This is a genomic window from Streptomyces sp. NPDC034670 (assembly GCF_055574875.1).
Genome location: NZ_JBVITR010000008.1, coordinates 110670 through 135878, shown reverse-complemented (window position 1 = coordinate 135878; position 25209 = coordinate 110670). Strand labels below are relative to the sequence as shown.

Below are 25209 nucleotides of genomic sequence, written 5' to 3'. Positions count from 1 at the left end.
TTCTTCCCCCCACTTCCCCCTATGCATACTTCTTATACCATGCGGCGACCCTAACCCCCCACCCCCCCCCCCCCCTCCCCCCCCCCGTCGCTCCCCCCCCCCCCCCCCCCCCCCCCCCCCCCCCCCCCCCCCCCCCGCCTCGGGGCGGGCCTCGCGCACCGCGCCCGGCCCGGACCCCGCTCCCGGGCGGGCCCGTCGCGCGAGGGCCGCTCGAAGAGCCGTGTATACGAACGCCGCTGCGTGGTAGCCGGATACCGAAGCACACCGAGTCGAAGGAGTCGTCATGTCGTTTCTCTGGGCCATCATCGCCGGACTCGTCATCGGTCTGCTGGCCAAGCTCGTCCTGCCCGGGCGCCAGCCCATCCCGCTCTGGATGACCGTCCTTCTGGGCATTGTCGGCGCGGTGGCCGGAAACGCTCTCGCCTCCGCCTTCGGGGTGCGCGACACCGGAGGCATCGACTGGATCCGCCACATCTTCCAGATCGGCATCGCGGCCGTGCTGATCGCCTTCGTCACGCCCCTGTGGGCCCGCCGGCGCCACCACGCCTGACCGCTCGCGCCGCACCCCGCCGGCAACCGGCCGGCGGGGTGCGGCGCGTCCGGGGCCCCGCGGCCGTGCCGACGCGCCGTCACGGCGCCGGCGGGCAGCGGCCCCCCGGCCGGACCCCGCGTTCCCGCACCGGACGGTCCCTCAGCAGGGTGTGCGCCAGACGCCCAGGTCCGGTTTCTTGAGCATCGAGGACAGCCGCAACTCCCGGGCCATCGGGCAGAAGTCGGCCGCGGGCCGCGCGTACTCCACGTGGAAGACCGCCTTGCCCGCCGCGATGAAGGGCTCGAGCCGTCCGCACTCCCCGTACTGGGCGCACTCCTCGTTGACCGCGAAGTCGAAGTCGTCCAGCAGGTGCGGGATCTGGGCCAGGTCGTTCTTCAGGCCCACGGCCAGGCCGCGCTCGTGCGCGATGTCCGCGATCATGCGGTTGTAGCGGAGCTGGTCGCGGGCCGTGAGCGGGAAGCCGGTGTCGTTGGCGTAGCCCTCGACCAGATCCGGCTCCACCGCGTCGAAGCCCTTGTCCCGGCACATGTCGAACCGGCGTTCCATGAGGGGACGGAGCACCGCCACCCGGCGGATGTCCAGCCAGCGTTCGCCGCGCCAGCCGTTGGGCCCGCCGAGCAGGGACCGCGGGAAGTCGTCCCGGTCGGGGCGGAAGTCCTCCCAGGCGCCCACGTTGACGTAGCAGATCACCTTGCGGCCGTCGCGGTGCAGGCGGGCGACGTCGGCCGCGGTGTTCTCGAAGCCGTCGATGTCGTAGACGGGCACGTCGACCGAGGGGTCCACCCGGCCGTCGAGCTGCCACTGCCAGGCCAGCCCGGGGCGCGGCTGCCACACGGCGCGGCCGTGCGGACCGGCCGTGCGGCCGTCCCCACCGGAGCACGCGGTGAGGGCCGCCAGCAGGGCCAGGACGGCGGCGAGGGCCGGCGCGAGCCGCCTCACCGTTCCGCCCCGGCCAGCGCGGGGGTCAGCCGGGACCACGGGTTGGGCGGTTCCCCCGTCACCGGACCGCACACCGCCGCGCCCCGCTCCCGCGCGGTGCGCACGGCGAGCGGCACGAGCGGTTCCGGCACCCCGTAGACGAGGTGGCACAGCCGCCCGGGCGGCTGCCGCGCGGTCCACGAGGGGCGGCTGAACGCCGACACGTACGTGGACCAGTGTCCCTCGAAGGTGACCGTCAGATCGGCGAGGCGGGCGTAGCCGGGAGCGGGGTGGACGCCCGGGTTGAGGACGACGGTCGAGGCGCCGAGCCGGCGGACGGACCGCACCAGCCTGCGGCAGGCCGGCAGCCCGTCCGCAGCGGAGGTCACCCGGTCCAGGAAGCAGCCGTCGGCGGCGTACCACTCCCGGTGCCTGCGCAGGTCCTCGGTGATCTCCGCGGGGTCGCGCGCGCCGTAGTCCGTGTCGATGTAGCCGAGCGGCCGGGCGCCCGCCGCCCGCAGCGCCCCGGCGGCGGCGGCGAACGCCGGATCGGGGCCGCGGCCGGGTCCGTCCGCGGGGTTGAGGACGACGGCGTAGGTGCGGGCGGCGTGGGTGACGAGCCGGTTCCAGGCGGCCGGGTCCTCGGCCGGATGGACGTACAGCGGGACCAGCAGGCTCATCGCGCCGGCACCTCCCCGGCCGCCCACAGCGCCGTCAGCGAGGAGCCGAGGGAGTGGGCCGGCCGCCAGCCGAGGGCGTCGCGGGCGGCGGTGATGTCGGAGCACTGCCACGACACCCGCGCGGACCGCGCCGAGCCGTTCGCCCCCTCCTCCACGATCCGCCCCCGGAAACCGGCCACGTCCGCCAGCGTCCGCACCAGGTCGCGCACCGGGACCGCCTCGCCCCCGGAGACGTTGAGGACCGGTGGCAGCGGCCCGGGCGCGGTGACCGCCAGGTGCGCCGCCCGCGCCACATCGCGCACGTCCACGAAGTCGCGGTGCGCGGACAGGTCGCCGAGCCGCAGGGCCGCGCCCGGACCGGTCCCGGCCTCCCTCAGCAGGGCGGCGACCCGGCCGGGCAGCCCGGTGGGCGGGGCGCCCGGGCCCACCGGGTTCCCCACCCTCAGCACCACCGCGTCCAGTCCCGAGGCGGTCACCGCCGCCGTGCCCGCCAGCTTGGTCGCGCCGTACGGGCCGACCGGGCGGGTGGCCGCCGACTCCGCCACCCGGACACCGGGCGTGCCGGGACCGTACTCGGCGGCCGAGCCCAGGTGGACCAGGCGTGCCCCGGGGGCCGCCTCCCGCAGCGCCGCGCACAGCACGGCGGGGCCGCGGGCGTTCACCTCCGCGAGGGTGACGGCGTCGCCGCCGGTCGCGCCCGCGCAGTTGACGACCGCGTCGGGCGCGGCCGCCGCCAGTTCCTTCGCCAGGTGCCGCGGGCGGTCGGACGCGAGGTCGACGGTGACCTCGGCGGCGGGCGAGCGGCCGCCGCCGAGCACCCGCGTGCCCGGCAGGGCGCGCAGCCGCTCGGCGACGTGGCCGCCCAGGTAACCGGTGGTGCCGAGAACGAGGATGCGCATACGGGCTCAGGCTCCCTTGAGCAGAAGCGACTTGCGGCTGGTGAACTCGGCGTTGGCCCGGTCGTAGTCGTCGGGGCGGCCGATGTCCAGCCAGTATCCGTCGAACTCGTAGGCGTACGGCGGACGTCCGGCGGCGAGCAGGTCCAGCACCAGCTCGTCGAAGCCCAGCGGAAGGCCGGGCGTGTAGCTGTCGAGCGTGGCCCGCGCGACACCGTAGACGCCCATGGACACCCGGTAGTCGATGCTCGGCTTCTCGGTGAAGGCCACGACCCGGCTCGCGTCCGTGGTCAGCACCCCGAAGTCGATGTGCACCCTGCGGGCGTAGGTGGCGATGGTCAGCGGCGCGCCCGACGCCTCGTGCCGGCGCAGCACGTCGGCGTAGTCGAGGTCGGTGAGCACGTCGCCGTTCATCACCAGGAAGTTCTCCGGCAGGCGGTCGCGGAGGTTGAGCAGCGGGCCCATGGTGCCCAGCGGGCTCTCCTCGGTGGCGTAGTCGACGCTCATGCCCCACTGCGAGCCGTCCCCCACGTAGGCCCGGATGATCTCGCCGAGGTGACCGATGGCGAGGGTGCAGCGGGTGAAGCCGGCCGTGGACAGCTGACGCAGCACGATCTCCAGGATGGCGTGCTGGTCGCCGATCGGGACGAGCGGCTTGGGCAGCGCGGTGGTGTAGGGCCGCAGCCGGACGCCCTTTCCGCCGGCCAGGATCACTGCGTGCATGGGATACCTCCTGCGTGGACGTGCCGGACGGGTCAGATGTTGTAGATGCCGGTCTTGTAGCGGGCCAGGTTGGCCGGGTCGCCGAAGAACTCCGCGGTCCGGGCGAGCCCTTCCGCCAGCGTGTGGCGGGGGCGCCACCCGGTCGCCGCCGTCAGCCGGGTCGCGTCGGCGACCAGCCGCATCACCTCGGAGGCCGCGGGCCGCAGCCGCTCGGGGTCCTCCCGCACGTCGAGGGGGGAGTCCATGACCTTGCCGATCAGCGCCACCAGGTCGCCGACGGAGACCTCCTCGCCGGTCCCGGAGTTGAAGGTGCGGCCCACGACCCGCTCCGCCGGCGCGGTGCCCACCGCGAGGAACGCCCGCGCGGTGTCCTCGACGAAGGTGAAGTCCCGGGTCGGGCGCAGGTCGCCGAGGGTGATGGTGCGCTGCCCGGCCGCCACCTGGCCGATGACGGTGGGGATCACCGCGCGCATCGACTGGCGCGGGCCGAAGGTGTTGAACGGCCGCAGCGTCACCACGGGCGTGTCGAAACTGGCGTGGTAACTGTCGGCCAGCCGGTCGCCGCCGGCCTTCGAGGCGGCGTACGGGGACTGGGTGTTGACGGGGTGGTCCTCGGTGATCGGCACGGTCTGCGCGGTGCCGTACGTCTCGCTCGTCGAGGTGTGGACCAGACGCGGCGTCCCCAGGGCGCGCACCGCCTCCAGCACGTTGAGCGTGCCGGTGACGTTGGTGTCCACGTAACTGTGCGGCGCCCGGTAGGAGTAGGGGATCGCGATGAGCGCGGCCAGGTGGTAGGCGCAGTCGGCGCCCTCGAGCAGACCGCGGACCGAGCCCGGGTCGCGCACGTCGCCGAGGACGATCTCGACGTGGTCGAGCACGTCGGCGGGGAGGGTCTCCAGCCAGCCGTAGGAGGAGAACGAGTTGTACTGGGCCATGGCCCTGACGCGGTGGCCGGAGGCGACGAGCGCCTCGGTGAGGTGGGAACCGATGAACCCTTCGGCTCCGGTGACGGCGGCGAGCGGTGCGGAGGTCAACTCTGGTGTCCTTTCGTCCGGTCGGGCGACTGGGGTGCGGGTGTTCCGTGAGGCGGGCGGCGCGGCGGCCCGGTGATCAGGCGTGCGGGGAGGGCCGTCCGAGCAGGCGGACCGCGCAGACCGCGAGCAGCGCGGCGGCCGTGCCGCAGCCCAGGGGCAGCACGGCCGGGCCCGGTGGCAGGTCCAGCCGGGTGACCGCCCCGGCGGCGACGGCGGCCAGGAGGCACAGCACGGCGGGGGGCCAGGCCACGCCGAACGCCTGCAGGAGCAGGGCGGTCCACAGGGCCGCCGCGAGCGGCAGCGCGGCCGCCCCGGAGCCGGTGAGGAGCGCCGGGGGCAGCAGCAGCAGGAGGTAGGCGGACAGGCACAGGCCGAGGAGCGCGGCCGAGCGCAGCCGGAACGCCCGGGGCGTCGCGCTCCTTTGCAGCGCGGCGACCGACCAGCCGCGGTAGCGGTACAGCAGCCACTCGGCCGGGCCCATGCTCACGGTCAGCGCGATCACCGCGTACGGGCTCTGCCGGCCCACCAGCACCACCAGCACCGCGGCGGCCAGTCCGAACAGCCCGTACGGCAGCGAGGAGGCCGGCCGCGGCTTCGGACCGCCGGGAGCGGCCGGGGCGGTGAGGCCGCTCCACAGGACCCGTGCGGTGAAGACGAGCGTGGCCAGCAGCGCCAGCAGGGGCAGGCCGGCCCGCGGCAGCGGCCCGGGGTCCCACCACGGCAGGACCGCGGCGCCGGCGGCCAGGGGGCTGAGCGCGGCCAGCAGCAGCCGCTCCCGGGCCAGCACCAGCAGCACGCCCGCCGCCGCGAGGTACAGCGACTGGGCGGCGGCCACCGCGGTCACCGGGCCGCCGCCGGCGTACAGCGCGGCCAGGCCGGTGGCCGCGGCCGCGCCCAGCAGGGCCCCGGTCAGCAGGGTGCGGGCCGCCTCCCGGCGCCCGGCCACCAGCCGCAGGTGCGCGCGGTGGCCCAGCGCCTGGCCCCACGCCCAGGAGACGACGCCCGCCACGATCAGGGCGGGGGCGTGCCGGTCGGCGCGCCACAGCGGCGCGGCGAGCAGGTAGGCCAGGGCCGGGAGCGCGAACAGCACGCCCCGCAGCAGGCACCGCACGGTGTCCGGACGCCAGGGGTCGGCCGCGGCGGGCGGCTCGGGGAAGGTCCGGGGCACCCGGTCGTACAGCGCCGAGGCGAGGGAGAAGAGGTCCGGATGCCCGTACCGGTGCCGGATCACCTCGGCGGAGAACCCCTCCGCCTCCAGCAGCGCGGCCACCTCGTAGGGGTGGACGGCCGGGCCGACGCGGTCGGCCAGGTCGGCGGCGAGCCGGTCGACCGCGTCCTCGTCCGGGCCCTGCTCCGGCAGCCGGAGGACGAGCGTGCGGTCGTCGCCCGGCCGGACGCGCGTCCGGCGCGGCCGGGCGATCCGCAGGGCGAGGGTGTCCTGCTCCGCGCCGCCCGGCTCCAGGGCCATCGGTCCGCTCACAGCGCCATGCTCCTCGTCCGCGTGCCGGCCGGGGACCGCGGAGCCGGCGGGGGGCGGTCGGCGGTGCGCAGCCGGACCGGCGCGGGGAGGTCCGGCTGCCGCACGGCCGCCGGCTCCGAGAGCTCCCGGTAGACGGAGCGGAAGGTGTCGATGGTCTGCCGGAGGGTGAACTGCTCGATCACCCTCAGCCTGGCCGCCTCGCCCAGGGCCCGGCGCCGCGCCGGATCGTCCAGCAGCTCCAGCGCGGCGGCGGCCATCGCGGCCGGGTCGCGCGGCGGAACCACCAGGCCGGTCCCGCCGACGGCCTCCCGCACCCCGCCCACGTCGGTGGAGACGGTCGCCCGCCCGCACGACATGGCCTCGATCAGTGTGAACGGGAACCCCTCGCTGATGCTGGACAGCATCACCACGTTCCCGGCCGCGTAGGCGTCCCTGATGTCCTCCACGCGCCCCTCGAACGTCACGGCGTCCGCGTGCCCCAGTCCGGCGGCCAGGGCCTCGCAGCGCTCCCGGTAGCCCTCGCCGCCCCGGGGCGTCCCGCCGAACAGCCGCAGCCGTACGCCGGGCAGCCGGTCCCGGACGAGGGCGAAGGCGCGGATCAGGGTCTCCAGGTCCTTGATCGGGTCGACGCGCCCGGCCCAGCTGAGGGTGGGGGTCTGCGGCTCCGGGCCCGCCGGGGGGAAGGCGGCGGGGTCGACGCCGTTGTAGACCGTGCGGATCGAGGCGGGGTCGGCGCCGCCCTGCTCCTCCCAGAGCCGGTTGTAGCGGTTGCCCGGGGTGATCAGCGCCGCCCGGCGGTAGCTCTCCTGCGCCAGCAGCCGGAAGAAGCCCAGGACCACCGCCCTGACCGGCCAGCGGTAGGGGGCGGTCCGGTAACCCAGGTAGCGCTCGCGCAGGTAGACGCCGTGCTCGGTCAGCAGCAGCGGGACACCGTGCCGTTCGAGCGCGGCCAGTCCCGGCAGGACGGCGACCCCGCCGCTGACGGCGTGCGCGACCCCCTCCTCGGGCGGGGGCGCGGCCAACGGGCGCAGGGCGTGCTCGAGCAGGCCGGTCGCGGTGAGCGCGTCGTGCAGGGTCGGTCCCGCCTCGCGCACGGCCAGCCCCGGCCGCGTCCACACGGAGGCCAGGACCGCCACCGCCGTGTCGCCGCGCAGGAAAGGGCTGAGCCGCCCGTCCGCCGCCGCCCGCGCCAAGGCGTACAGGGCGGGCGCGAAACCGTCCTCGGCGCAGGGGTCGACCAGCGCGGTCAGGAACCGTTCGTAGGTCTCGGCCAGCCGGGCGAGACAACGGCCGCGGGGCGGCGGGCCCTGCGGGGCCTCGCCCCACATGGGGACGGACAGGACACCGCGGACGTGGCCCGGCAGGTCCCACACGACCGGCTCGCGCCCGGTGCCGGTGACGGCGATGACGTCGAAGTCGATGTCCGGCATGCCGGTGACGAGCTGGTCGCACCAGACGCTCACGCCGCCGTGACTGTGCGGGTAGGTGCCTTCGGTGAGCAGGGTGACGCGCGTCGCGCCGGAGCGTCGCGCGCCGTGGTGAACGTGCATCGGTGGGCTCCACGGCCGGGAAGTGGGGTGGTCGTGCCGGTCCCGGCCGCGAAGGGGCGGCCGGGACCTCGCTGCCGGTGTTCCGGTCAGCCGTGCGCGCCGGGGAGGACCGGCTCGGCCACGCCCTCGGGCACCCGGGCCTTCGGCGCCGGGGCGGTGGCCGGCGCGGGGCCGTCCGCGTCGGCGGCCGGGCCGGGGACGGCGGACGACGGCAGCCTCAGGGTGAGCGGGTCGGCCGCCGGGGACGTCCACCCGGACCGTCCGCCCGCGTAGGCCCCGCCGAACGCGGACCCGGAGCGTGTGGTGCCCTCGGGCATCGTCGCGGGGACCGCCGTGCCGTCCGGGGCCTCGACGGTGACGGTGTCGCCGACGCGGTGGGCGGTGATCCGTCCGTCCCGCACGGCCGCGCGCCACGCGGCGCGCCGCTGCAGCTCGCCGCCGATGTCCTTCATCCGCGGGTTGACCACGGGGGTGTTCTCCGCGAAGAGCGCGTCGTAGGCGTCGAGCACGCCGTCCAGGACCGGGTAGGCGATGCGTTCCTCGGCCAGGTTCGACTGGTGGATGAAGTGCGGTCTGGGATCGTTGGCGAGGACGTGGCCGAGGGCGATCCGCCGCTCCAGCGGCACGATGTGCTCCGCGTAGCCGGTGGCCACGTCGAGCGGGGCGGGCAGGCAGGTGGTGGTGGCCGGGTCGTCCTCGCAGATGCCGCTGCCGCCCTGCGCCCGGCTGGTGTAGATCCAGTTGTACTCGTCGACCTGCTCGGCGGCCCGCCCGGCGTTGTAGAAGATGTTCATCGGGTAGCGGGGGACCGTGGTGGCGGTGCCGACCCGGCGCTGGTCGGTCCCGCGCGAGTTGTCCGAGGCGAGCCAGGTGACGCCGTTGTCGGCGAGGGCGGGCGCCAGGTTGGGGTTGTCGGTCGGCTGCTGGGGCAGCACCCGCAGCCCGGAGTGCTCACCGGTGACCAGCTCGCCGTCGTCCAGGGGGAGTCCAAAAGCCCGCCCCCAGGCGCGGTTGAGGGCGATCTCGTCGGAGATCGTGTCCCGGCCGACCCACTTGGTGCTGCCGTCCGCGAGGGTGGCGCACCGCCAGGGCACCGTCGTGGTGTCCTGCTCGCAGCCGAGGAAGGCGTGCGTGTACGTGTGGTTGATCCAGCGGAACTCGTCCCGCGCGGCGAGGAACCGGTCGGCGAGCGGGTCGGTGCCGTCACCGTCCTCGCGGTGGCCGACGCTGCCGGCGCCGTTGTAGGCGAGGTCGAGGGTGAAGCCGCGCTCGCGCTGCCAGGCGACGGCGTGGTCGACGTCCGCGGGCGTCATGCGGATCGGGTCCGGGACGGCGTCCGGATCCGTGCAGTCGACGTCGCCGGGCGTGCAGTCGAGCTCGGAGTTCCAGCGGTCGTCGGCGGCGAGGACGTCGTCGACGTGCACGGCGAAGTAGTTGTGGGAGACGCCCAGGTGCACGCCCCCGGTCATCCACCGGACGATGCCGCGGGCCAGCAGCCGGAACTGCTGCTGGTGCCGGTTGTAGACGAAGGTGACGACGAGTTCGCGCCGCCCGTCGTGCCGGTACTCGCCCACCAGCGACCCCCGCTCGCCGGTGCCCGGGATCGGCGCCTGGACGTACGGCGTGAAGTCGGCTCCGGCCACCGGGGTCGACAGGTGGGCGTAGCTCTCCGCCACGGTGGGCGAGTTGTCCTCGAACGGCACCGGGCCGTCGAGGTAGCCGAACGGGCCGGCGCGGCCGGCGTCGGTCACCTCCGCCCGCACGCCGTCCACACTGCCGGAGTAACCGCCGTGGACCGGGTACTGGAGCCCGGCCTCGGGGCGGGCGTACGTGTAGGCGTCGACCTGCGGCACGTCGTAGGCCCGCTCGTACGCCACGAGCGCGGCCATCTCGGCGGAGCCCGCCGGGAACGGGTTGTCGTTGGGCAGGACGACGGCCTGGAACTTGGCGCGCTCGCGCCCGTCCACGGTGTCCGCGAGGTAGCCGGCGTCGATCACGGGCCGGTCGGGCCGCGTGAGGTCGATCTCCGTGTACGGCGTCCCCGCGGCGTCCAGTTCTGCGGCGATGGCGTCGGTGGCCGGACCGCCGTCGCTCACGACGAGCACCCGCAGATCGATGCGGGGCGCCGCGGTGTCGGCATGGGCCGCCGTGCCCGGTGCTCCCAAGGCGGCGATGAGCGCGCCCGCCGTGAGCAGGGCGGTGCGTGTGGTCCGCTTCATGCGGTGCTGTCCCCTCCCGGGCAGGGGTGAGCACTGCTCCGTGGAGCGGACGCACCCCCGCGCGTCACGCCGGCGTCCCCCTCAGAAGCCGGTCGCGACGCATCCGTCGCCTCACATGGTGGGCCGTCTGTGCAGCTTTTGTGTCTCTGTTGCGGAATCTGACGAGAAAAAGCAGGTGTGCGGTATGCCCTCGATCGCGCTGGTCCTCGGGGGCGGAGGCCCGCCCCGGGCATCGGCCGGCCCCCGGTTCCGGGGGCTTCGCCCAGTTCGGAGAGGCGGTGCCGGACGCCGACGGGCCGTCAGGACCCGTCGGCGGGGCTGCCGTCGGCAGGAAGGGGACGGCCGGGTGCGAGCGGGGGATTTCGGTCACCGCCCTTCTCCCGGCGCGACCGTCAGGAGCAGAGGACGCGCGTCTCGGGCGTGTGGACCGGGCCGCCGCTGGTGTTCGTGCCGTCGCTGAACTCGGCGTAGAAGTACGAGTAGAAGCCGATGTTGCCGTTGCAGCCGGAGTCGGCGGCGATCTGCAGGGTCAGCGTCACGGTCCGGCTCTGGCCGGGCGGGACGGGGGCGCCGTAGTTGGTGCCGAGGTCGGCGGGGCCGGTGCCGGAGCAGGCGGCGGGGCCGTTGGCCGTGGCGAGGCTGCAGCCGGTGACGGCGTACTTCAGGTCGGGGCGTTGCGTGGTCAGCCACGTGGGATCGATGGTCTGGTGGACGAACCAGAGGTCGTGGGTCTTGTTGTTCGTCAGCGTCATCGACAGGTGCACCGTGCCGCCCGGCGTGGTGGTGGCGCTGTCGGTGGCGAACGTCAGCTCGGCGGGGCCGGGGCCGTCCGCGTGCGCGGAGGGGGCCAGGCCGAACCCGGCGAGGACGAGGGCGGCGGTGAGACCGAGACGTCTCCTCAAGGGTGATCGCATGGCCCGGGAGGTTAGGCACGGGACGGGCGCGCCGTCTGCCCCGCGGCGGCGCACGGAGGCGGGGACGACCGAAAGCGCGCCCTGCGCGAGGGCCGCGCGCCGGGGGACGCGCCGGGCGGTCGTGGACCGCGTCCGCGCACGGTGGAACCGGTGGGGGAGCCCCGGCCCGGCGGGGGTCCGTCCCCGGCGCCCCGGCGGGCCGGCGGTGGGGGGTATTGGCGCGTATCGGTTGAGCCGGCCCTTCCGGCCGGCGGGCCGGAGCCGGGGCCCGGCCCGCCGGGAGCGGCGCTACGCCCCGAGGGCGCCGGGCGGCAGGGACAGTTCGCTCTCCGCGACGGTGCGGGCCATGTGGGCGATCGGGGCCGTGCGGTGGTCGGCGCTGGTGTTGACGTAGGCGCTGGCTCCGTCGATCGCGACGAGGATGCGCACGGCGGCCGCCCAGGGATCGTCGCAGCGCAAGGCCCCCTCCCGCACGCCCGTGGCGACGAGCCGCTCGATGCGGCGGCACCAGAGCAGCTCCTGCTCCACCACGTGGTCGCGCAGGACGGGGCGGTAGCGCGACAGGTGCCGCGCGTTCAGCCACAGCTTGCTGACGTTGTCGAACTCGGTGCTCGAGATGAGGCCGAAGAAGCGCCGGAGGGTGTGCAGCGGGGTGTCGTGGCCGGGCCCGGCCGGTTCCTCCGGGAGCAGGCCGTCGAGTTCGGCCAGGGCGGCGCTGGTGAAGGCCTCGGCCACGAGCCTGTCGGCCGAGGGGAAGTAGTGCCCCACCAGTCCGGGCTGGACCCCGAGTGCGTCGGCGACCCGCCGGAGGGTGACGCACTCCAGTCCTTCGGTGAGCCCGACGTGCGCGGCCGCGGTGACGATCTCGTGGCGGCGCTCGGCCGGCGCCTTGCGGACTCGTTTGCCCGGATCCCTTGACGTCATGCGGCAAATGTTATTGAGTATGCGACCAATTAGGCAATTGGTCGCACGACCAATAGCTGTCGGCCGGACCGGCGCCCCCCGGGGCCGCCGCCGGCCACCGGTCCGCGGGACGGGCGGACCTCCCCGGCCGCGGGCCGGCCTGCACCACCGTCAGGAGACGAACATGCACGACACGCGCACCGACGCCCGTGACCTCGCCGCGTACGGCTACCGGCAGGAGCTGAAGCGGACCCTGTCCGCGTGGGCCGTGTTCGCGATCGGGTTCGCGACCATCTCGCCCGTGGTCGGCGTCTACGCCGTCGTCCAGCTCGGGTTCGTCTTCGCGGGACCCGCCTGGATCTGGGCGGTGGTCGTGGCCTTCCTCGGCCAGCTGCTGGTCGCCACGGTCTACGCCGAGCTGTCGTCCCAGTTCCCGATGACGGGAGGGGTGTACCAGTGGGTGCGCCGGCTGGGCGGACCGCGCCTGGGCTGGCTGGTGGGCTGGATCTACCTCGCCTCGGCCGTCGCCTCCCTGACCACGGTGGCCTACCTGGGGGCGAGCTGGCTGCACATGCTCTTCAGCGACCGGCCGCCGTCGGCGGCGACCCACGTGCTCCTCGGCGTGGTCTTCGTCGCCGTGGCGCTCGGGATCAACCTCCTGGGCGTCAACCCCGTGAAGCACTTCCTCAACGCGGGCATCCTCGCCGAAGGCGTCGCCTCCCTCGCGGTGAGCGCCTTCCTGCTGCTCTTCGCGCACCACAACGGCTTCGGGATCCTGTTCGAGACGCTGGGGGCCGAGGCGGCCTCCGGCGGGTCCGTCCTGGCGGGCTTCCTGACCTGCCTCGCGGTGGCCGGCTGGGCGTTCCTGGGCTTCGACGCGACCACCCAGGTGGCCGAGGAGACCGCGCAGCCGCGGCGCAGCGTGCCGCGGGCGCTCCTGCGCGCCTACCTGTTCGTCGCCTTCACCGTCCTGCTGACCGGGCTCGCCGTGACGCTCGCGCTGCGCCGGCCCGAGGACGCGGTGTCCGGCGCGACCGCGGACCCCGTCTTCACCGCCGTGACGCGGGAACTGGGCGGGTGGAGCGAGAAGCCCTTCGTCCTCGTCGTCCTGATCGCGTTCTTCGCGTGCGCCATCTCGATCCAGACGTACATCGGGCGTGCCGTCTACGCGTTCGCCCGCGACCGCCAGCTGCCCTTCTCCCCGACGCTCGCCACCGTCGGCCCGCGTCAGATCCCGTACGTCTCGCTCATCGCGACGGCCGTGCTCGCCGGCCTCGGACTCCTGCTCGGGCTGAACGGCAACGCGGCGGCGACCCTGATCGCGTTCGGGTCCGGCGGGTTCTACTTCGTCTTCCTCACGGTCGCGGTCGTGGCCCTCACCGCCCGGCTGAGCGGCCGGTGGAACCCCTCCGCGGGACGGCTGCGGCTGGGACGGGCCGGTGCGGCGATCAACGCCCTCGCCGTGGTGTGGCTGCTCTTCGAGGCGGTCAACATCGCCTGGCCCCGCGCCGAGCTCGCCCCCGTCGGCGGCAGCTGGGTCCAGGTCTGGGCCGTGGTCCTGGTCTTCTCCGCGCTCCTCGCCGTCGGCCTCGCCTACGTCACGGTCGTCAAGCCCCACACCAGGCTCCCCGGGAGCCCGACCACGGAAACGGAAAAGGCGGAGGCCCTCTGATGCCCTCGGAACTCTCCCCGGCCGTCGTCTTCGACCCGGACCTCGGCCTGCGGCCGCGTCGCGTCTCGCTCAGGCCCGCCGGGCCGGGCGAGGTCGAGGTCGAGGTGCGCGCGGCGGGCGTGTGCCACTCGGACCTGCACATCGTGACGGGCGACTGGCCCACCGACCGTCCGCTGGTGCTCGGCCACGAAGCGGCCGGAGTGGTCACCGCCGCGGGGGCCGGCGTCACCTCCGTGCGGACCGGCGACCACGTCGTCCTGTCCTGGTTCGCGCCGTGCCGTCGCTGCCGCAAGTGCGTGGCCGGGAAGGGATGGCTGTGCACCGGGACCAAGGCCGTCGCCAACACGCTGCCCGACGGCGGCACCCCGTTCGCGGACGACCGGGGCGAGGCGGTGTGGCCCTACCTGGGGCTGGGGGCGTTCACGAAACGGCTGGTCGTCCCGGAGACGGCCGCGGTGAAGGTCCCCGACGAGCTGCCGTTCGGCATCGGCGCCCTCCTCGGCTGCTCCGTCACGACCGGCGTGGGCGCGGTCGTGAACACCGCCCGCGTCCGTCCGGGCGAGTCCGCGGTCGTCGTCGGCACGGGCGGCGTGGGGCTCTCCGTGGTGATGGGGCTGCGCCTGGCGGGGGCCGACCCCGTCGTCGCCGTCGACCTCTCTCCCGAGCGCCTCGCCGCGGCCGAGCGGTTCGGGGCCACCCACACCCTCGACGGGGCCGCGACCGACGTCGCGGCCTGGTGCCAGGAGGAGCTCGGCGGAGTGGACTACGCCTTCGAGGCGATCGGAAGCCCCGAGGTCGTCGAGACGCTCCCGGCCATGCTCGCCCCGGGCGGCGCGGCGGTCCTGGTCGGGATGGCCCCGACCGGCGCGACCGGTGCGTTCGACCTGTTCGATCTCGCCGACCAGGGCAAACGTATCCTCGGATGCAATTACGGTTCCAGCATCGGAGAGATCGACATCCCGAAACTGGCCCGCCTCCACCTGGCCGGCCGGCTGCCGATGGACGATCTCGTCGGCAGGGTCCGGCCTCTCGCGGAAGCGGCGGCGGCCTTCGACGACCTCAGGTCGAACACCGGCGTCAGGACGATCCTCGAACCGTGAGACACCCGGGCGCCGGTCATCCGGTGCCCCCGCACACAGAGACCACAGACACCGGGCGGGCGGCCGCCGGACACGGCCGCCCCGCCCGACCACCTTCCGGAGGCCTGATGTACGCCGTCACCGACCCGAACACCGGTGAGATCGCCGAGATCTACCCGACCGCCACCGACGCCGAGGTCACGGCGGCCGTCACCGCCGCGCACGCGGCCACCGCGTGGGGGCGCTCGAGCTCCGTGGCCGAGCGCTCCGCGCTGCTGCGCCGGCTCGGCGACCTGCACGGGGAGCACCGGGCGGAGCTGGCCGCGAGCATCGTGCGCGAGATGGGCAAGCCGCTCGAGGAGGCCGAGGGCGAGGTCGACTTCTGCGTCGACATCTACCACTACTACGCCGACCGCGCCGAGGAGTTCCTCGCCGACGAGCCGATCGAGGTCACGTCCGGTCCCGGCAGCGCCGTCATCCGGCGCAGCCCGGTGGGCGTCCTCCTGGGGATCATGCCGTGGAACTTCCCCGCCTACCAGGTCGCGCGCTTCGCCGCCCCGAACCTGGCGGTCGGCAACACCATCGTCCTCAAGCACGCCCCGCAGTGCCCGGCCACCGCGGCCCTGCTGGAGAAGCTGTTCGCCGAGGCCGGCTTCCCGGCCGGCGCGTACGTCAACGTGTACGCCACCAACGAGCAGATCGCCGGGGTGATCGCCGACCCGCGCGTCCAGGGCGTGTCGCTCACCGGCTCGGAACGGGCCGGCGCCGCCGTCGCCGAGATCGCCGGCCGGCACCTGAAGAAGGTGGTCCTCGAACTCGGCGGTTCCGACCCGTTCATCGTGCTGTCCACCGACGACCTCGACTCGGTCGTCGAGGCCGCCGTCGCCGCCCGGCTCGACAACACCGGCCAGGCCTGCAACGCCGCCAAGCGGTTCGTGGTCGTCGAGGACCTCTACGACGCGTTCGTCGAGAAGTTCACCGCCCGGCTGCTGGCCGGCCAGACCGGCGCCCCGCTGTCGTCGGTGGCCGCCGCCGAGACCCTCGGCCGCCAGGTCGCCGAGGCCGTCGCCCAGGGCGCCACGCTGCACAGCACGGGCGAGCGGCGCGGGGCCCACTTCCCGGCCGGTGTCCTCACCGGGCTCACCACCGAGCACAGCGCCGCCCGCCAGGAACTGTTCGGCCCGGTCGCGATGGTCTTCCGCGCCGCCGACGAGGAGGACGCGGTGCGGATCGCCAACGACACCCCCTACGGTCTCGGGTCCTACCTGTTCACCACCGACCCCGCGCAGGCCGAGCGGGTCGCCGACCGGATCGAGGCCGGCATGGTGTTCGTCAACGGCGTCGGCGCGGAGGGCGCCGAGCTGCCCTTCGGCGGCGTCAAGCGCTCCGGGTTCGGGCGCGAACTCGGCCGGCTCGGCATCGAGGAGTTCGTCAACAAGAAGCTCATCCGGACCGTGAAGTAGACACACCCCTTCCCCGCCGTCCCCCCTCCCGCCCTCCGCACCGCGCCCGCCCGGCACCGCGCCGGGCGGGCGGGGCGGGGACGGCACCGGTCCGCGCCGCGGCGCCCCGGTCCGCGCCGGCGCGCCGGGCACTCCACGGCTCCCCGTGCGCCGTGCGCCGCGCCCGGCGGCACGCGGGAGCCGTCCACGGGAACCGCGGGCCCCGGGTCCCCAGGGGCTTTCGTTCGGCTCGGGCCGGGCTCGCGGCGTCCGGCCCGAGCCGGACGAGAGGTCCTAGCATGAGGGACATGACCGGCACAGTCCCCGAGGTGATGCGGGCGGCGTACATCGACTCCGTCGGTCCGGCCGACGCCATCCGCTACGGCGACCTCCCCGTGCCGTCCCGGGGCCCCACGGACGTGCTCGTCCGCGTACGGGCCGCGGCCGTCGACCCGGTCGACACCTTCGTGCGGTCGGGGGCCTACGCCACACCGCTCCCGTTCCCCTTCGTCCTCGGCCGCGACCTGGTGGGCGAGGTGGCCGGGGCCGGAGCCGGCGCGGTGGGCTTCACCCCCGGACAGCGGGTGTGGTGCAACAGCCTCGGCCACGCGGGCCGGCAGGGGGCGTGCGCGCAGTACGCGACGGTCGCCGCCGAACGGCTCTACGCGGCGCCGTCCGGCATCACCGCGGAGCACCTCGTGGCCGCCGCCCACCCCGCGGCGTCCGCCTGGCTGGCGCTGTTCCGGCACGGGCGGCTGAGGGCGGGGGAGACCGTGTACGTCGGCGGCGGGGCCGGCAACGTGGGCTCCGCCGCCGTGGCACTGGCCCGCGCGGCCGGAGCACGGGTGGTCTGCACCGCGCGTGCCGAGGACGCCGCCGCGGTGCGCGCCCTGGGAGCCGCCGAGGTGCTCGACCACCGGGCGCCCGATCTCGGCCCCCGGGCCCGCCGGGCCGCGCCCGGGGGCTACGACGTGCACCTCGACACCTCCGGGCGCGGGGTCCTCGCCGACGCGGTGGACCTGCTGGCGCGGGGCGGGCGCCTGGTCGCGATGGTCGGGCTGGGCGGGGGACCGTCCGTTCTGCCGCTGGACCGGCTGTACACCAGGGACGCGAGCATCGTGGGCTTCGCCCTCAGCAACGCCGCGGTGGGCGACCTCGCCGAGGCGGCGGAGGCCGTCGTGCGCCTCCTGCGCGACACCGCGTGGCGCCCGCGCATCGCCGACCGCCTGCCGCTGTCGATGACGGCCCGGGCCCACCGGAGGCTGGAGGCCGGCGGGGTGCGCGGCCGGCTGGTCCTCACGCCCCCCTGACCACCGTCCCCGCGCCCGGCCGCCCACGGACGCCGGCGCCGCCCCGCCGCGTGCGCCGGGACCGGTGCGCGGGCCGCGCCCGCGGCGCCGGCCGGGCCCCCGCGTGCGGTCGGCCGCCTACCGCGGCTGTGCCGCGATCTGGATCAGGTTGCCGCAGGTGTCGTCGAAGACCGCGGTGGTGACGGGGCCCATCTCCAGGGGCTCCTGGACGAAGCGGACGCCGAGGCCGCGCAGGCGCTCGTACTCCGCCCGCACGTCGTCGACGGCGAACTGGGCGAGCGGGATGCCGTCCTTGGCGAGCGCGTCGCGGTAGGTCCTGACGGCCGGGTGACCGGCGGGTTCCAGGAGGAGCTCGGTGCCGTCGGGCTCGTCGGGCGAGACGACGGTCAGCCACCGGTCCTCCTCGCCCACCGGGACGTCGTGCTTCTTCACGAAACCGAGGATCTCGGTGTAGAAGTGCTCGGCCTTGGCCTGGTCGTCGACGAAGACGCTGGTCAGGTGGATCCTCATGGGGTGTTCTCCTCCGGTCCGGACGGGTCGGGCACGGGCCACCGCTCGGTGATCCGCCGCAGCGGGGCCGTGTTGAGGTCGTGGAACTTGTAGCGGCCCTCCCGCCTGGTCTCGACGAGCCCGGCAGCCTCCAGGAGGGCGAGGTGCTGGGAGACCGCCTGGCGCGAGATGCCGAGCCGGTGCTTCATGCTCAGCCGGGAGCAGATCTCGAACAGCGTCTGCCCGGACTTCTCCGTGAGTTCGTCGAGGATGGTGCGGCGGGTGGGGTCGGCCAGGGCTTTGAAGAGGTCGTCGGCCACGGCCGCAGGATAGGCAAGTTTCCACTTGCCTATCAAGTCGGGGTGCGCCGTGCGGGGCGGCACCCGCCCCGGCGCCGGCCCGCGTCGAGGTCGTGCTGCTCGGCGTCGAGCCGGTCGGCCGGCCCGGGTGCGGCTCCCGGGCGTCAGGTGGGGGACGGAGGTGGTCCGGGCGCGGTCACCTCCACCGGCGACGGCCCCGAGGCAGGGGAAGCGGGCGACGAGGACCGGCTCGGCGCAGGGGCCCCGGTGGGGTGCCGGGCGTCCACCGCGGTGACGGTCGCGCCGCCCCGGACGCGGTTTCCGCACCCGGGGCCGGGGCCGCGGGGCCCTCCCGCCGGGCTTCGCCGGCGGACCGGCGGACCGGCGGGCGCGGACGGCGGTGGAACCGGCCGGCCGACCGACCGGTTGACCGCCCGACCGGCCGGTGTTCTCGGCCGCGCCGGCCCGTCCCCGGGCGGCCCGGAGCGGCCGTTCGGGCGCGCCGGACCGTCCCCGCTGCGGAGCGGGCGGCGGCGGCCGGGTGAACTCCCGCTGGGCACCGGGAGGTTCACGGCGCCGAAGCGCCAAGCCGCGGTCCACCGCCGAAGAGCGTCCGGGGCGCGGCACTTCCTAGGACGACGCGCGCACCACCAGCTCCGTCGGCAGGGTGATCTGCTGCCGGGGCGCGTCGTGCCGGGTGATGTCGGTGAGGATCCGGGCCATGGTCCGGCCCAGTTCCTCCACCGGCTGGCGCACCGTCGTCAGGGGCGGGTCGGTGTGGCGGGCGAGGACGGAGTCCTCGAACCCGACCACGGCGACATCGCCGGGCACCCGCCGTTTCCAGCGGCGCAGCTCCGCCAGGGCGCCGACGGCCATGAGGTCGGAGGCGGCGAAGACGGCGTCCAGGTCCGGGGCGCGTTCAAGAAGCGAACGCATGGCGCGGCCGCCGCTCTCCTCGGTGAAGTCGCCCGCCTCGACCAGGAGTTCGTCCACCGGCGTGTCCGCTTCCCCATGGGCGGCGCGCCAGCCGGCGAGCCGGCTGCGGCCGACGTCCATGTCCTGGGGGCCGGTGATCGTGGCGATCCTCCGCCGGCCGCTGCGCAGCAGGTGCCGGACGGCCTCGAGGGCTCCTCCGGCGTTGTCGGAGTCGACGTAGCTCAGCTGTTCGCCCGCGTCGCGGCGGCCCGCCAGCACGGTGGGCAGGCCCATCTCCTCCAGCATGCCGGGCAGCCGGTCCTCGGAGTGGACGGAGACCAGGAGCACGCCGTCCACGCGGCGCGTCGCCAGCGATTCGGTCAGCTGGTCCCGCTCGGCCTCGTCGCGCACGAGCATGAGCTGCAGCTGGATCCGGCTTTCGGCGAGGGCGCCGCTGACGCCCCGGATCAGCGCGGCGAAGAACGGCTCCGAGCCGAGCCGGCTCTCCGACTCCGGGATCACCAGGGCCACGGCGTCGGTGCGGTTGGTCACCAGGCCGCGGGCGACCGAGTTGGGGACGTAGTTGAGCTCCTTGATCGCCGCCAGGACCCTGGCGCGGGCGTCGGCGCTGACCAGGTCCGAGCCGTTGACGACGCGGGAGACCGTGGTGCGGCCCACTCCGGCGCGGGCGGCGACCGTCTTGATCGTGGGCCGGCGATTTCCAGCCATGCACACCCCTCCCTCGGCGGCCGCGGCGGCGCCGGCCGCGGGATGACCAGCGGCAATTGTTGCAGATGCCGCCGTGGTCGGAGCACCCCCGAGGCTTCGGGAACGAGCACCGGACGGCGGTTCCGCAGGAGAAGTCGGTTCAAGTTATTGACATATCCGCTCGGGGACAGGAGTCTTCGATGCGCCGGTGGGAACGTGCCCACCCAGAGTTGGGCACGTTCCCACCTGATTGTCAGAGCCGCTGTAGTCATCGCAGAACTTGTCACTCCGGTGTGTCAGCGCTGTCGCTAGGAGGAGATCCATGGGCACTCTCGGTTCGTTGCGCACGAGGGCGGTGGCGACGGCCGCGGCCGTCGGCGCGCTGGCGCTCGTCGTCGGTTGCAGCAGCGGCGGTGACTCGGTCACCGGCGGTGGCAAGAAGGACGGCAAGGTCACCATCACGATGGGCCTGTTCGGGGTGATGGGCATCAAGGAGACGGGGCTCCTCGAGCGGTACGAGAAGGAGAACCCCGGTGTCGAGATCAAGGCCGAGATCGCCGGTGACGAGCAGACGTACTACACCGCGCTGCAGACCAGGCTCGCCGCCGGCGACGGTCTGAAGGACATCCAGGGCATCGAGATCGGCCGGGCCAAGGAGATCACCGAGACCCAGTCGGACAAGTTCGCGGACTTCGCCGGCACGGCGGGCACCGACCACTTCCTGCCCTGGAAGCAGTCCCAGATCAGCACCGCGGACGGCAAGGTGCTGGGCCTGGGCACCGACATCGGCCCGATGGCCGTCTGCTACCGCAAGGACTACTTCGAGAAGGCCGGGCTGCCCACCGACCGGGAGGAGGTCGGCAAGCTGTGGGAGGGCGACTGGAACAAGTACGTCGAGGTCGGCCGCACCTTCAAGAAGGGCTTCAAGGACGGTGAGGTGGCGTACATGGACTCGGCCAGCGGCCTGTTCAACGCCATGGTCTACGGCCACTCCGAGCAGTACTACGACGAGAAGGGCGACCTGATCCACGACGAGAACCCGGTCGTCAAGGACGCCTGGAAGCTGTCCGCGGACGCGGCCGAGGAGGGCCTGACGGCCAAGCTGCGCCAGTTCCAGCCGGGTTGGGACCCGGGTCTGGCCAACGGCACGTTCGCGACCGCCGTGTGCCCGGCCTGGATGCTCAGCCACATCAGCGAGAAGGCCGGCGACGCCAACAAGGGCAAGTGGGACGTCGCCCGGGCGCCCAGGGGAGCCAACTGGGGCGGGGCCTTCCTCGGTGTGATCGAGAAGAGCCCGGTGAAGGAGGAGGCCCAGAAGCTCGTCGCCTGGCTGACCGCGCCGGAGCAGCAGGCCCACATCTTCAAGGAGATCGGCAACATCCCCTCCTCCGAGAAGGCGTTGCAGACCGACGAGGTGAGGAGCGCCAAGTCGGAGTACTTCAGCGGCGCGCCGATCGGCCAGATCTTCGGTGCGGCCGCACAGGAGATCCCCGACAAGCAGGTCCTCGGCCGCAAGGACGGCACGATCAAGGACACCTTCTCGCAGGGCCTGGCCCTGGTCGAGCAGGGCACCGCGCGTGACAAGGCGTGGAACACCACCATGGAGCGCATCGAGAAGGCGGTCGGCTGACCGGTCGCCCCGCGACCGCCCCGGGCCCGCCGTCCTGACGCCGGCGGGCCCGGGTCCCGGCTCACACATCCGCTCTCAGGAAGGAAGTCCGGTGGCCACCTCCACCACCAAGGCCCTGGCCGGCGAGGAACCGCCAGGCGCGCCCCGCACGACCGGAGGCGAGACAACCGCCCGGCGGCGCAGTGCGCTGCTGCACCGACTGGACGTCAAGGGCGCGCCGTTCGCGTTCGTCGCGCCGTTCTTCGTCGTTTTCGCCGCGTTCAGTTTCTACCCCCTGGTCTACACCTCGTGGATCTCCCTGCACGACGTGGAGCTGGCCACCCTCGACGTGATGGAGTGGGTGGCGTTCGACAACTACGTCGAGCTCTGGAGCGACTCACGGTTCTGGAACGCGCTGCAGAACACCATCACCATCGGCGTCATCTCCACCGTGCCGCAGCTGCTGATGGCCCTCGGCCTGGCGCACCTCCTCAACTACCGCATGCGCGCCTCGCTGTTCTTCCGCGTGGCCTCGCTGGTCCCGTACGCCACCTCGGTCGCCGCCGCCGCCCTCGTGTTCACCATGATCTTCGAGCGCGACTTCGGCATGATCAACTGGGCGCTCGGCGCGGTCGGCATCGACCCGGTGGACTGGGAGGCCGACAAGTGGCCCGCCCAGGTGGCGATCTCCACCATCGTCATCTGGCGCTGGACCGGCTACAACGCGCTGCTCTACCTGGCCGCCATGCAGGCCATCCCCGCCGACCGGTACGAGGCGGCCTCCCTCGACGGCGCCTCCCGGTGGAAGCAGTTCACCCACGTCACCGTCCCGGGCATCCGCTCCACCATCGTCTTCACCATCGTGCTCTCCACGATCGGCGCCACCCAGCTGTTCGGTGAACCGCTGATCTTCGGCCAGGGCCCCAACGGCATCACCGGCGGCGCGGACAACCAGTACCAGACGCTGGGCCTGCTGCTGTACGAGGAGGGCTGGAAGAACTACCAGATGGGCCGCTCGGCGACGGTCGCCTGGGCGATGTTCATGCTGCTCGTCCTCGCCTTCGTGGTGCAGCGCCTGATCAAGCGCCTGCGCTCCCGCACGTCCTGACCTGGAGTCGTCATGACCATCCACAGCCTCCCGGCCCGGACGGACGCCCCGGCCCGGACCCCGGCCGGGGAACCGGCCCGCCGCGGCGGCCGCCGGCTGCTGCGCGAACGCGCCGGGCGCCAGCACCACGCCGGCCCGCTCGCCTACGTCCTGCTCGTCATCATGGCGGTGCTGTCCATCTTCCCGCTGTACTGGACGATGGTGGCCGCCTCCACCGACAACACGCGGGTCAGCCAGACACCGCCGCCCTTCCTGCCCGGACCGAACCTGTTCAGCAACCTCGCCCGGGCCTGGGACGAGGCGGCCATGGGCAAGGCCATGATCAACAGTCTGATCGTGGCCGGGGTGATCGCCCTGTCCACGGTGATGTTCGCGACCCTGGCCGGATTCGCCTTCGCCAAGCTGCGGTTCAAGGGCCGCAACGTCCTGCTGATGCTGGTGATCGGCACCATGATGGTGCCGCCGCAGCTCGGCGTCGTCCCGCTGTTCATGATGATGTCCGAGCTCGGCTGGTCGCAGCAGCTGCCCGCGGTCATCTTCCCCACGCTGGTGAGCGCGGTCGGCGTGTTCTTCATGCGGCAGTACCTGTCGGAGGCGCTGCCGGACGAACTCGTCGAGGCCGGGCGGGTGGACGGGGCGCACTCGCTGCGGATCTTCTGGAGCATCGTGCTGCCCGTCGCGCGGCCCGCCATGGCGGTCCTGTTCATGATCACGTTCGTGCACGCGTGGAACGACTTCTTCTGGCCGTTCGTGGTGCTCGACATGACCAACCCGACGGTCCCCGTCGCCCTCACGCAGCTCAGCGCGGGCTACGTCCGCGACCAGTCGCTGATCATGGCGGGCGCCCTGCTCGGCACGCTGCCGCTGCTGGCGATGTTCATCGTCTTCGGCCGGCAGATCGTCAGCGGCATCATGGCGGGCGCCGTCAAGGGCTGATCCGCCGCCGCGGGGGGGGGGGGGGGGGGCCCCCAGGCCCCCACCCCCCCCCCCCCTCCTCCCTCCCCCCCCCCCCCCCCCCCCCCCCCCCCCACCCCCCTTCCGGCATTCGCGCGCTCGCGAACACCCCCACTTCGAAAGGACTCACGTGGTCACCGCAGCACAGCAGACCGCGTCCGCCCCGGACGCCGCCCGCACCTTCCCCAAGGGCTTCCTCTGGGGCTCCGCGACCGCCTCCTACCAGATCGAGGGGGCCGCCGCCGAGGACGGCCGCACGCCGTCCATCTGGGACACCTACGCCCGCACCCCCGGCCGGGTCCGCAACGGCGACACCGGTGACATCGCCACCGACCACTACCACCGCTGGCGCGAGGACGTCGCCCTCATGGCCGAACTCGGCCTGGGCGCCTACCGCTTCTCCCTCGCCTGGCCCCGGATCCAGCCCACCGGACGCGGCCCCGCCGTGCAGAAGGGCCTGGACTTCTACCGGCGCCTCGTCGACGAGCTGCTGGCCAAGGGCATCCAGCCCGTCGCCACCCTCTACCACTGGGACCTGCCGCAGGAACTGGAGGACGCCGGCGGCTGGCCCGAGCGCGCCACGGCCGAACGGTTCGCCGAGTACGCGGCCCTCGCCGCGGACGCCCTCGGCGACCGGGTGAAGACCTGGACCACCCTGAACGAGCCCTGGTGCAGCGCCTTCCTCGGCTACGGCTCCGGTGTGCACGCCCCCGGCCGCACCGACCCGGTCGCCGCCCTGCGCGCCGCCCACCACCTCAACCTGGCCCACGGCCTGGCCGTCCAGGCGCTGCGCGACCGCCTCCCCGCCGCCGCCCAGTGCTCGGTCACGCTCAACATCCACCACGTCCGCCCGCTCACCGGCAGCGACGCCGACGCCGACGCGGTCCGCCGGATCGACGGGCTCGCCAACCGGGTCTTCACCGGCCCGATGCTGCAGGGCGCCTACCCGGAGGACGTGTTCAAGGACACCGCGGCACTGACCGACTGGTCCTTCGTCCAAGACGGCGACCTGCGGCAGATCCACCAGCCGCTGGACTTCCTCGGCGTCAACTACTACACGCCCACCCTCGTCTCCGAGGCCGACGGCAGCGCGACCCACAACGCCGACGGACACGGCAGGAGCGAGCACAGCCCCTGGCCGGGGGCCGACCGGGTCGCCTTCCACCAGCCGCCCGGCGAGACCACCGCCATGGGCTGGGCCGTCGACCCCACCGGCCTGTACGACCTGCTGCGCCGGCTGGCGTCGGACTTCCCGAGGCTGCCGCTGGTCATCACGGAGAACGGCGCGGCGTTCGACGACTACGCCGACCCCGCCGGCCAGGTCAACGACCCCGCCCGGATCGCCTACCTGCGCGGCCACCTGGCCGCCGTCCACCAGGCCGTCGTGGACGGCGCGGACGTGCGCGGCTACTTCCTGTGGTCGCTGCTGGACAACTTCGAGTGGGCCCACGGCTACAGCAAGCGCTTCGGCGCCGTCTACGTGGACTACCCGACCGGCACCCGCATCCCCAAGGCGAGCGCCCGCTGGTACTCCGAGGTCGTCCGCTCCGGCGTCCTGCCCGGCGCCTGACCGGACCGGGGTGCGGCACCCTGCCACCGCCCCGCGTGGATGCCGCACCCCGGGGGGGGGGGCGGGGGGGGAGGGGGGGGGGCGGGGGGGGGGGGAAAGGGGCCGCACGCGCCGTGGGATCAGCCTTTTCGGCCCCCACCCCAAAAAATTGGCCGGTGGCGGTGTGGACGCGGCACCGACCCTC

The 25209-nt window shown here is 74.2% G+C and carries 22 protein-coding genes; 9 read left to right on the top strand and 13 right to left on the bottom strand.

The window, feature by feature from the left end; translation table 11 throughout:
* The first annotated feature begins 283 nt into the window (after positions 1-283).
* Positions 284-550: a GlsB/YeaQ/YmgE family stress response membrane protein gene (locus ACZ56B_RS08735; protein WP_468787734.1), complete on the top strand. Its 267-nt coding sequence runs from the start codon at positions 284-286 to the stop codon at positions 548-550.
* A 141-nt stretch (positions 551-691) separates the two neighbouring features.
* Here the strand turns inward: ACZ56B_RS08735 and ACZ56B_RS08730 are convergent, their stop codons facing one another.
* From ACZ56B_RS08730 to ACZ56B_RS08685, 10 genes are all read right to left on the bottom strand, one after another.
* Positions 692-1492 carry an endo alpha-1,4 polygalactosaminidase gene (locus ACZ56B_RS08730; protein WP_468787732.1) on the bottom strand — a complete coding sequence of 267 codons (801 nt, stop codon included), beginning with the start codon at positions 1490-1492 and terminating at the stop codon, positions 692-694.
* Entirely contained in the window at positions 1489-2151 is a 663-nt protein-coding gene (locus ACZ56B_RS08725; protein ID WP_468787730.1) for a spherulation-specific family 4 protein, read from the bottom strand. Before ACZ56B_RS08725 ends, ACZ56B_RS08730 begins: the two co-directional genes overlap by 4 nt.
* Positions 2148-3050: an NAD-dependent epimerase/dehydratase family protein gene (locus ACZ56B_RS08720; protein ID WP_468787728.1), complete on the bottom strand. Its 903-nt coding sequence runs from the start codon at positions 3048-3050 to the stop codon at positions 2148-2150. The genes ACZ56B_RS08725 and ACZ56B_RS08720 overlap by 4 nt, the downstream gene beginning before the upstream one ends.
* A 6-nt stretch (positions 3051-3056) precedes the next feature.
* A complete protein-coding gene (locus tag ACZ56B_RS08715; RefSeq protein WP_468787726.1) occupies positions 3057-3770 on the bottom strand; it encodes a nucleotidyltransferase family protein in 714 nt (237 codons plus the stop codon).
* Between the two features lie 32 nt (positions 3771-3802).
* The gene (locus tag ACZ56B_RS08710) at positions 3803-4804 is read right to left on the bottom strand and encodes a GDP-mannose 4,6-dehydratase (protein ID WP_468787724.1); all 1002 of its coding nucleotides are present in this window, start codon (positions 4802-4804) and stop codon (positions 3803-3805) included.
* 76 nt (positions 4805-4880) lie between these two features.
* Positions 4881-6284, bottom strand: a complete 1404-nt coding sequence (locus ACZ56B_RS08705) for a hypothetical protein (protein WP_468787722.1) — start codon at positions 6282-6284, stop codon at positions 4881-4883.
* Positions 6281-7834 (bottom strand): GT4 family glycosyltransferase PelF, encoded by a 1554-nt coding sequence (gene pelF, locus ACZ56B_RS08700; protein WP_468787720.1) that lies wholly within the window; start codon positions 7832-7834, stop codon positions 6281-6283. Before pelF ends, ACZ56B_RS08705 begins: the two co-directional genes overlap by 4 nt.
* Positions 7835-7920: 86 nt before the next feature.
* On the bottom strand, positions 7921-10053 hold the full coding sequence (locus tag ACZ56B_RS08695) for a hypothetical protein (RefSeq protein WP_468787718.1): 2133 nt from the start codon (positions 10051-10053) through the stop codon (positions 7921-7923).
* A gap of 392 nt (positions 10054-10445) precedes the next feature.
* Complete coding sequence (locus tag ACZ56B_RS08690; protein ID WP_468787716.1) at positions 10446-10967, bottom strand: hypothetical protein; 522 nt, start codon at positions 10965-10967, stop codon at positions 10446-10448.
* Between the two features lie 288 nt (positions 10968-11255).
* Entirely contained in the window at positions 11256-11891 is a 636-nt protein-coding gene (locus tag ACZ56B_RS08685) for a TetR/AcrR family transcriptional regulator (protein WP_468787714.1), read from the bottom strand.
* Positions 11892-12054: 163 nt separating this feature from the next.
* Between ACZ56B_RS08685 and ACZ56B_RS08680 the strand changes: the two genes are divergently transcribed.
* From ACZ56B_RS08680 to ACZ56B_RS08665, 4 genes are all read left to right on the top strand, one after another.
* A complete protein-coding gene (locus ACZ56B_RS08680; RefSeq protein WP_468787712.1) occupies positions 12055-13542 on the top strand; it encodes an APC family permease in 1488 nt (495 codons plus the stop codon).
* Complete coding sequence (locus tag ACZ56B_RS08675; protein WP_468787710.1) at positions 13542-14642, top strand: zinc-binding dehydrogenase; 1101 nt, start codon at positions 13542-13544, stop codon at positions 14640-14642. The genes ACZ56B_RS08680 and ACZ56B_RS08675 overlap by 1 nt, the downstream gene beginning before the upstream one ends.
* A 107-nt stretch (positions 14643-14749) precedes the next feature.
* Positions 14750-16084 carry an NAD-dependent succinate-semialdehyde dehydrogenase gene (locus tag ACZ56B_RS08670; protein WP_468787709.1) on the top strand — a complete coding sequence of 445 codons (1335 nt, stop codon included), beginning with the start codon at positions 14750-14752 and terminating at the stop codon, positions 16082-16084.
* 287 nt (positions 16085-16371) lie between these two features.
* Positions 16372-17373, top strand: a complete 1002-nt coding sequence (locus tag ACZ56B_RS08665) for an NADPH:quinone reductase (RefSeq protein ID WP_468787708.1) — start codon at positions 16372-16374, stop codon at positions 17371-17373.
* Positions 17374-17490: 117 nt separating this feature from the next.
* Here the strand turns inward: ACZ56B_RS08665 and ACZ56B_RS08660 are convergent, their stop codons facing one another.
* The 3 genes from ACZ56B_RS08660 to ACZ56B_RS08650 all read right to left on the bottom strand — a co-directional run bounded on the left by ACZ56B_RS08660 (position 17491) and on the right by ACZ56B_RS08650 (position 19805).
* The gene (locus ACZ56B_RS08660; RefSeq protein WP_468787707.1) at positions 17491-17883 is read right to left on the bottom strand and encodes a VOC family protein; all 393 of its coding nucleotides are present in this window, start codon (positions 17881-17883) and stop codon (positions 17491-17493) included.
* Positions 17880-18182 carry an ArsR/SmtB family transcription factor gene (locus tag ACZ56B_RS08655; RefSeq protein WP_468787705.1) on the bottom strand — a complete coding sequence of 101 codons (303 nt, stop codon included), beginning with the start codon at positions 18180-18182 and terminating at the stop codon, positions 17880-17882. Before ACZ56B_RS08655 ends, ACZ56B_RS08660 begins: the two co-directional genes overlap by 4 nt.
* A 609-nt stretch (positions 18183-18791) precedes the next feature.
* Positions 18792-19805, bottom strand: coding sequence for a LacI family DNA-binding transcriptional regulator (locus tag ACZ56B_RS08650; RefSeq protein WP_468787703.1), 1014 nt, complete (start codon positions 19803-19805; stop codon positions 18792-18794).
* Between the two features lie 301 nt (positions 19806-20106).
* On the opposite strand from ACZ56B_RS08650, the gene ACZ56B_RS08645 reads away from it, so the two are divergent.
* From ACZ56B_RS08645 to ACZ56B_RS08630, 4 genes are all read left to right on the top strand, one after another.
* On the top strand, positions 20107-21414 hold the full coding sequence (locus ACZ56B_RS08645; protein WP_468787701.1) for an ABC transporter substrate-binding protein: 1308 nt from the start codon (positions 20107-20109) through the stop codon (positions 21412-21414).
* A gap of 91 nt (positions 21415-21505) precedes the next feature.
* A complete protein-coding gene (locus tag ACZ56B_RS08640; protein ID WP_468787699.1) occupies positions 21506-22501 on the top strand; it encodes a carbohydrate ABC transporter permease in 996 nt (331 codons plus the stop codon).
* A 12-nt stretch (positions 22502-22513) separates the two neighbouring features.
* On the top strand, positions 22514-23437 hold the full coding sequence (locus ACZ56B_RS08635; protein WP_468787697.1) for a carbohydrate ABC transporter permease: 924 nt from the start codon (positions 22514-22516) through the stop codon (positions 23435-23437).
* Between the two features lie 148 nt (positions 23438-23585).
* A complete protein-coding gene (locus ACZ56B_RS08630) occupies positions 23586-25025 on the top strand; it encodes a GH1 family beta-glucosidase (protein WP_468787695.1) in 1440 nt (479 codons plus the stop codon).
* The last annotated feature ends 184 nt before the right edge of the window (positions 25026-25209 follow it).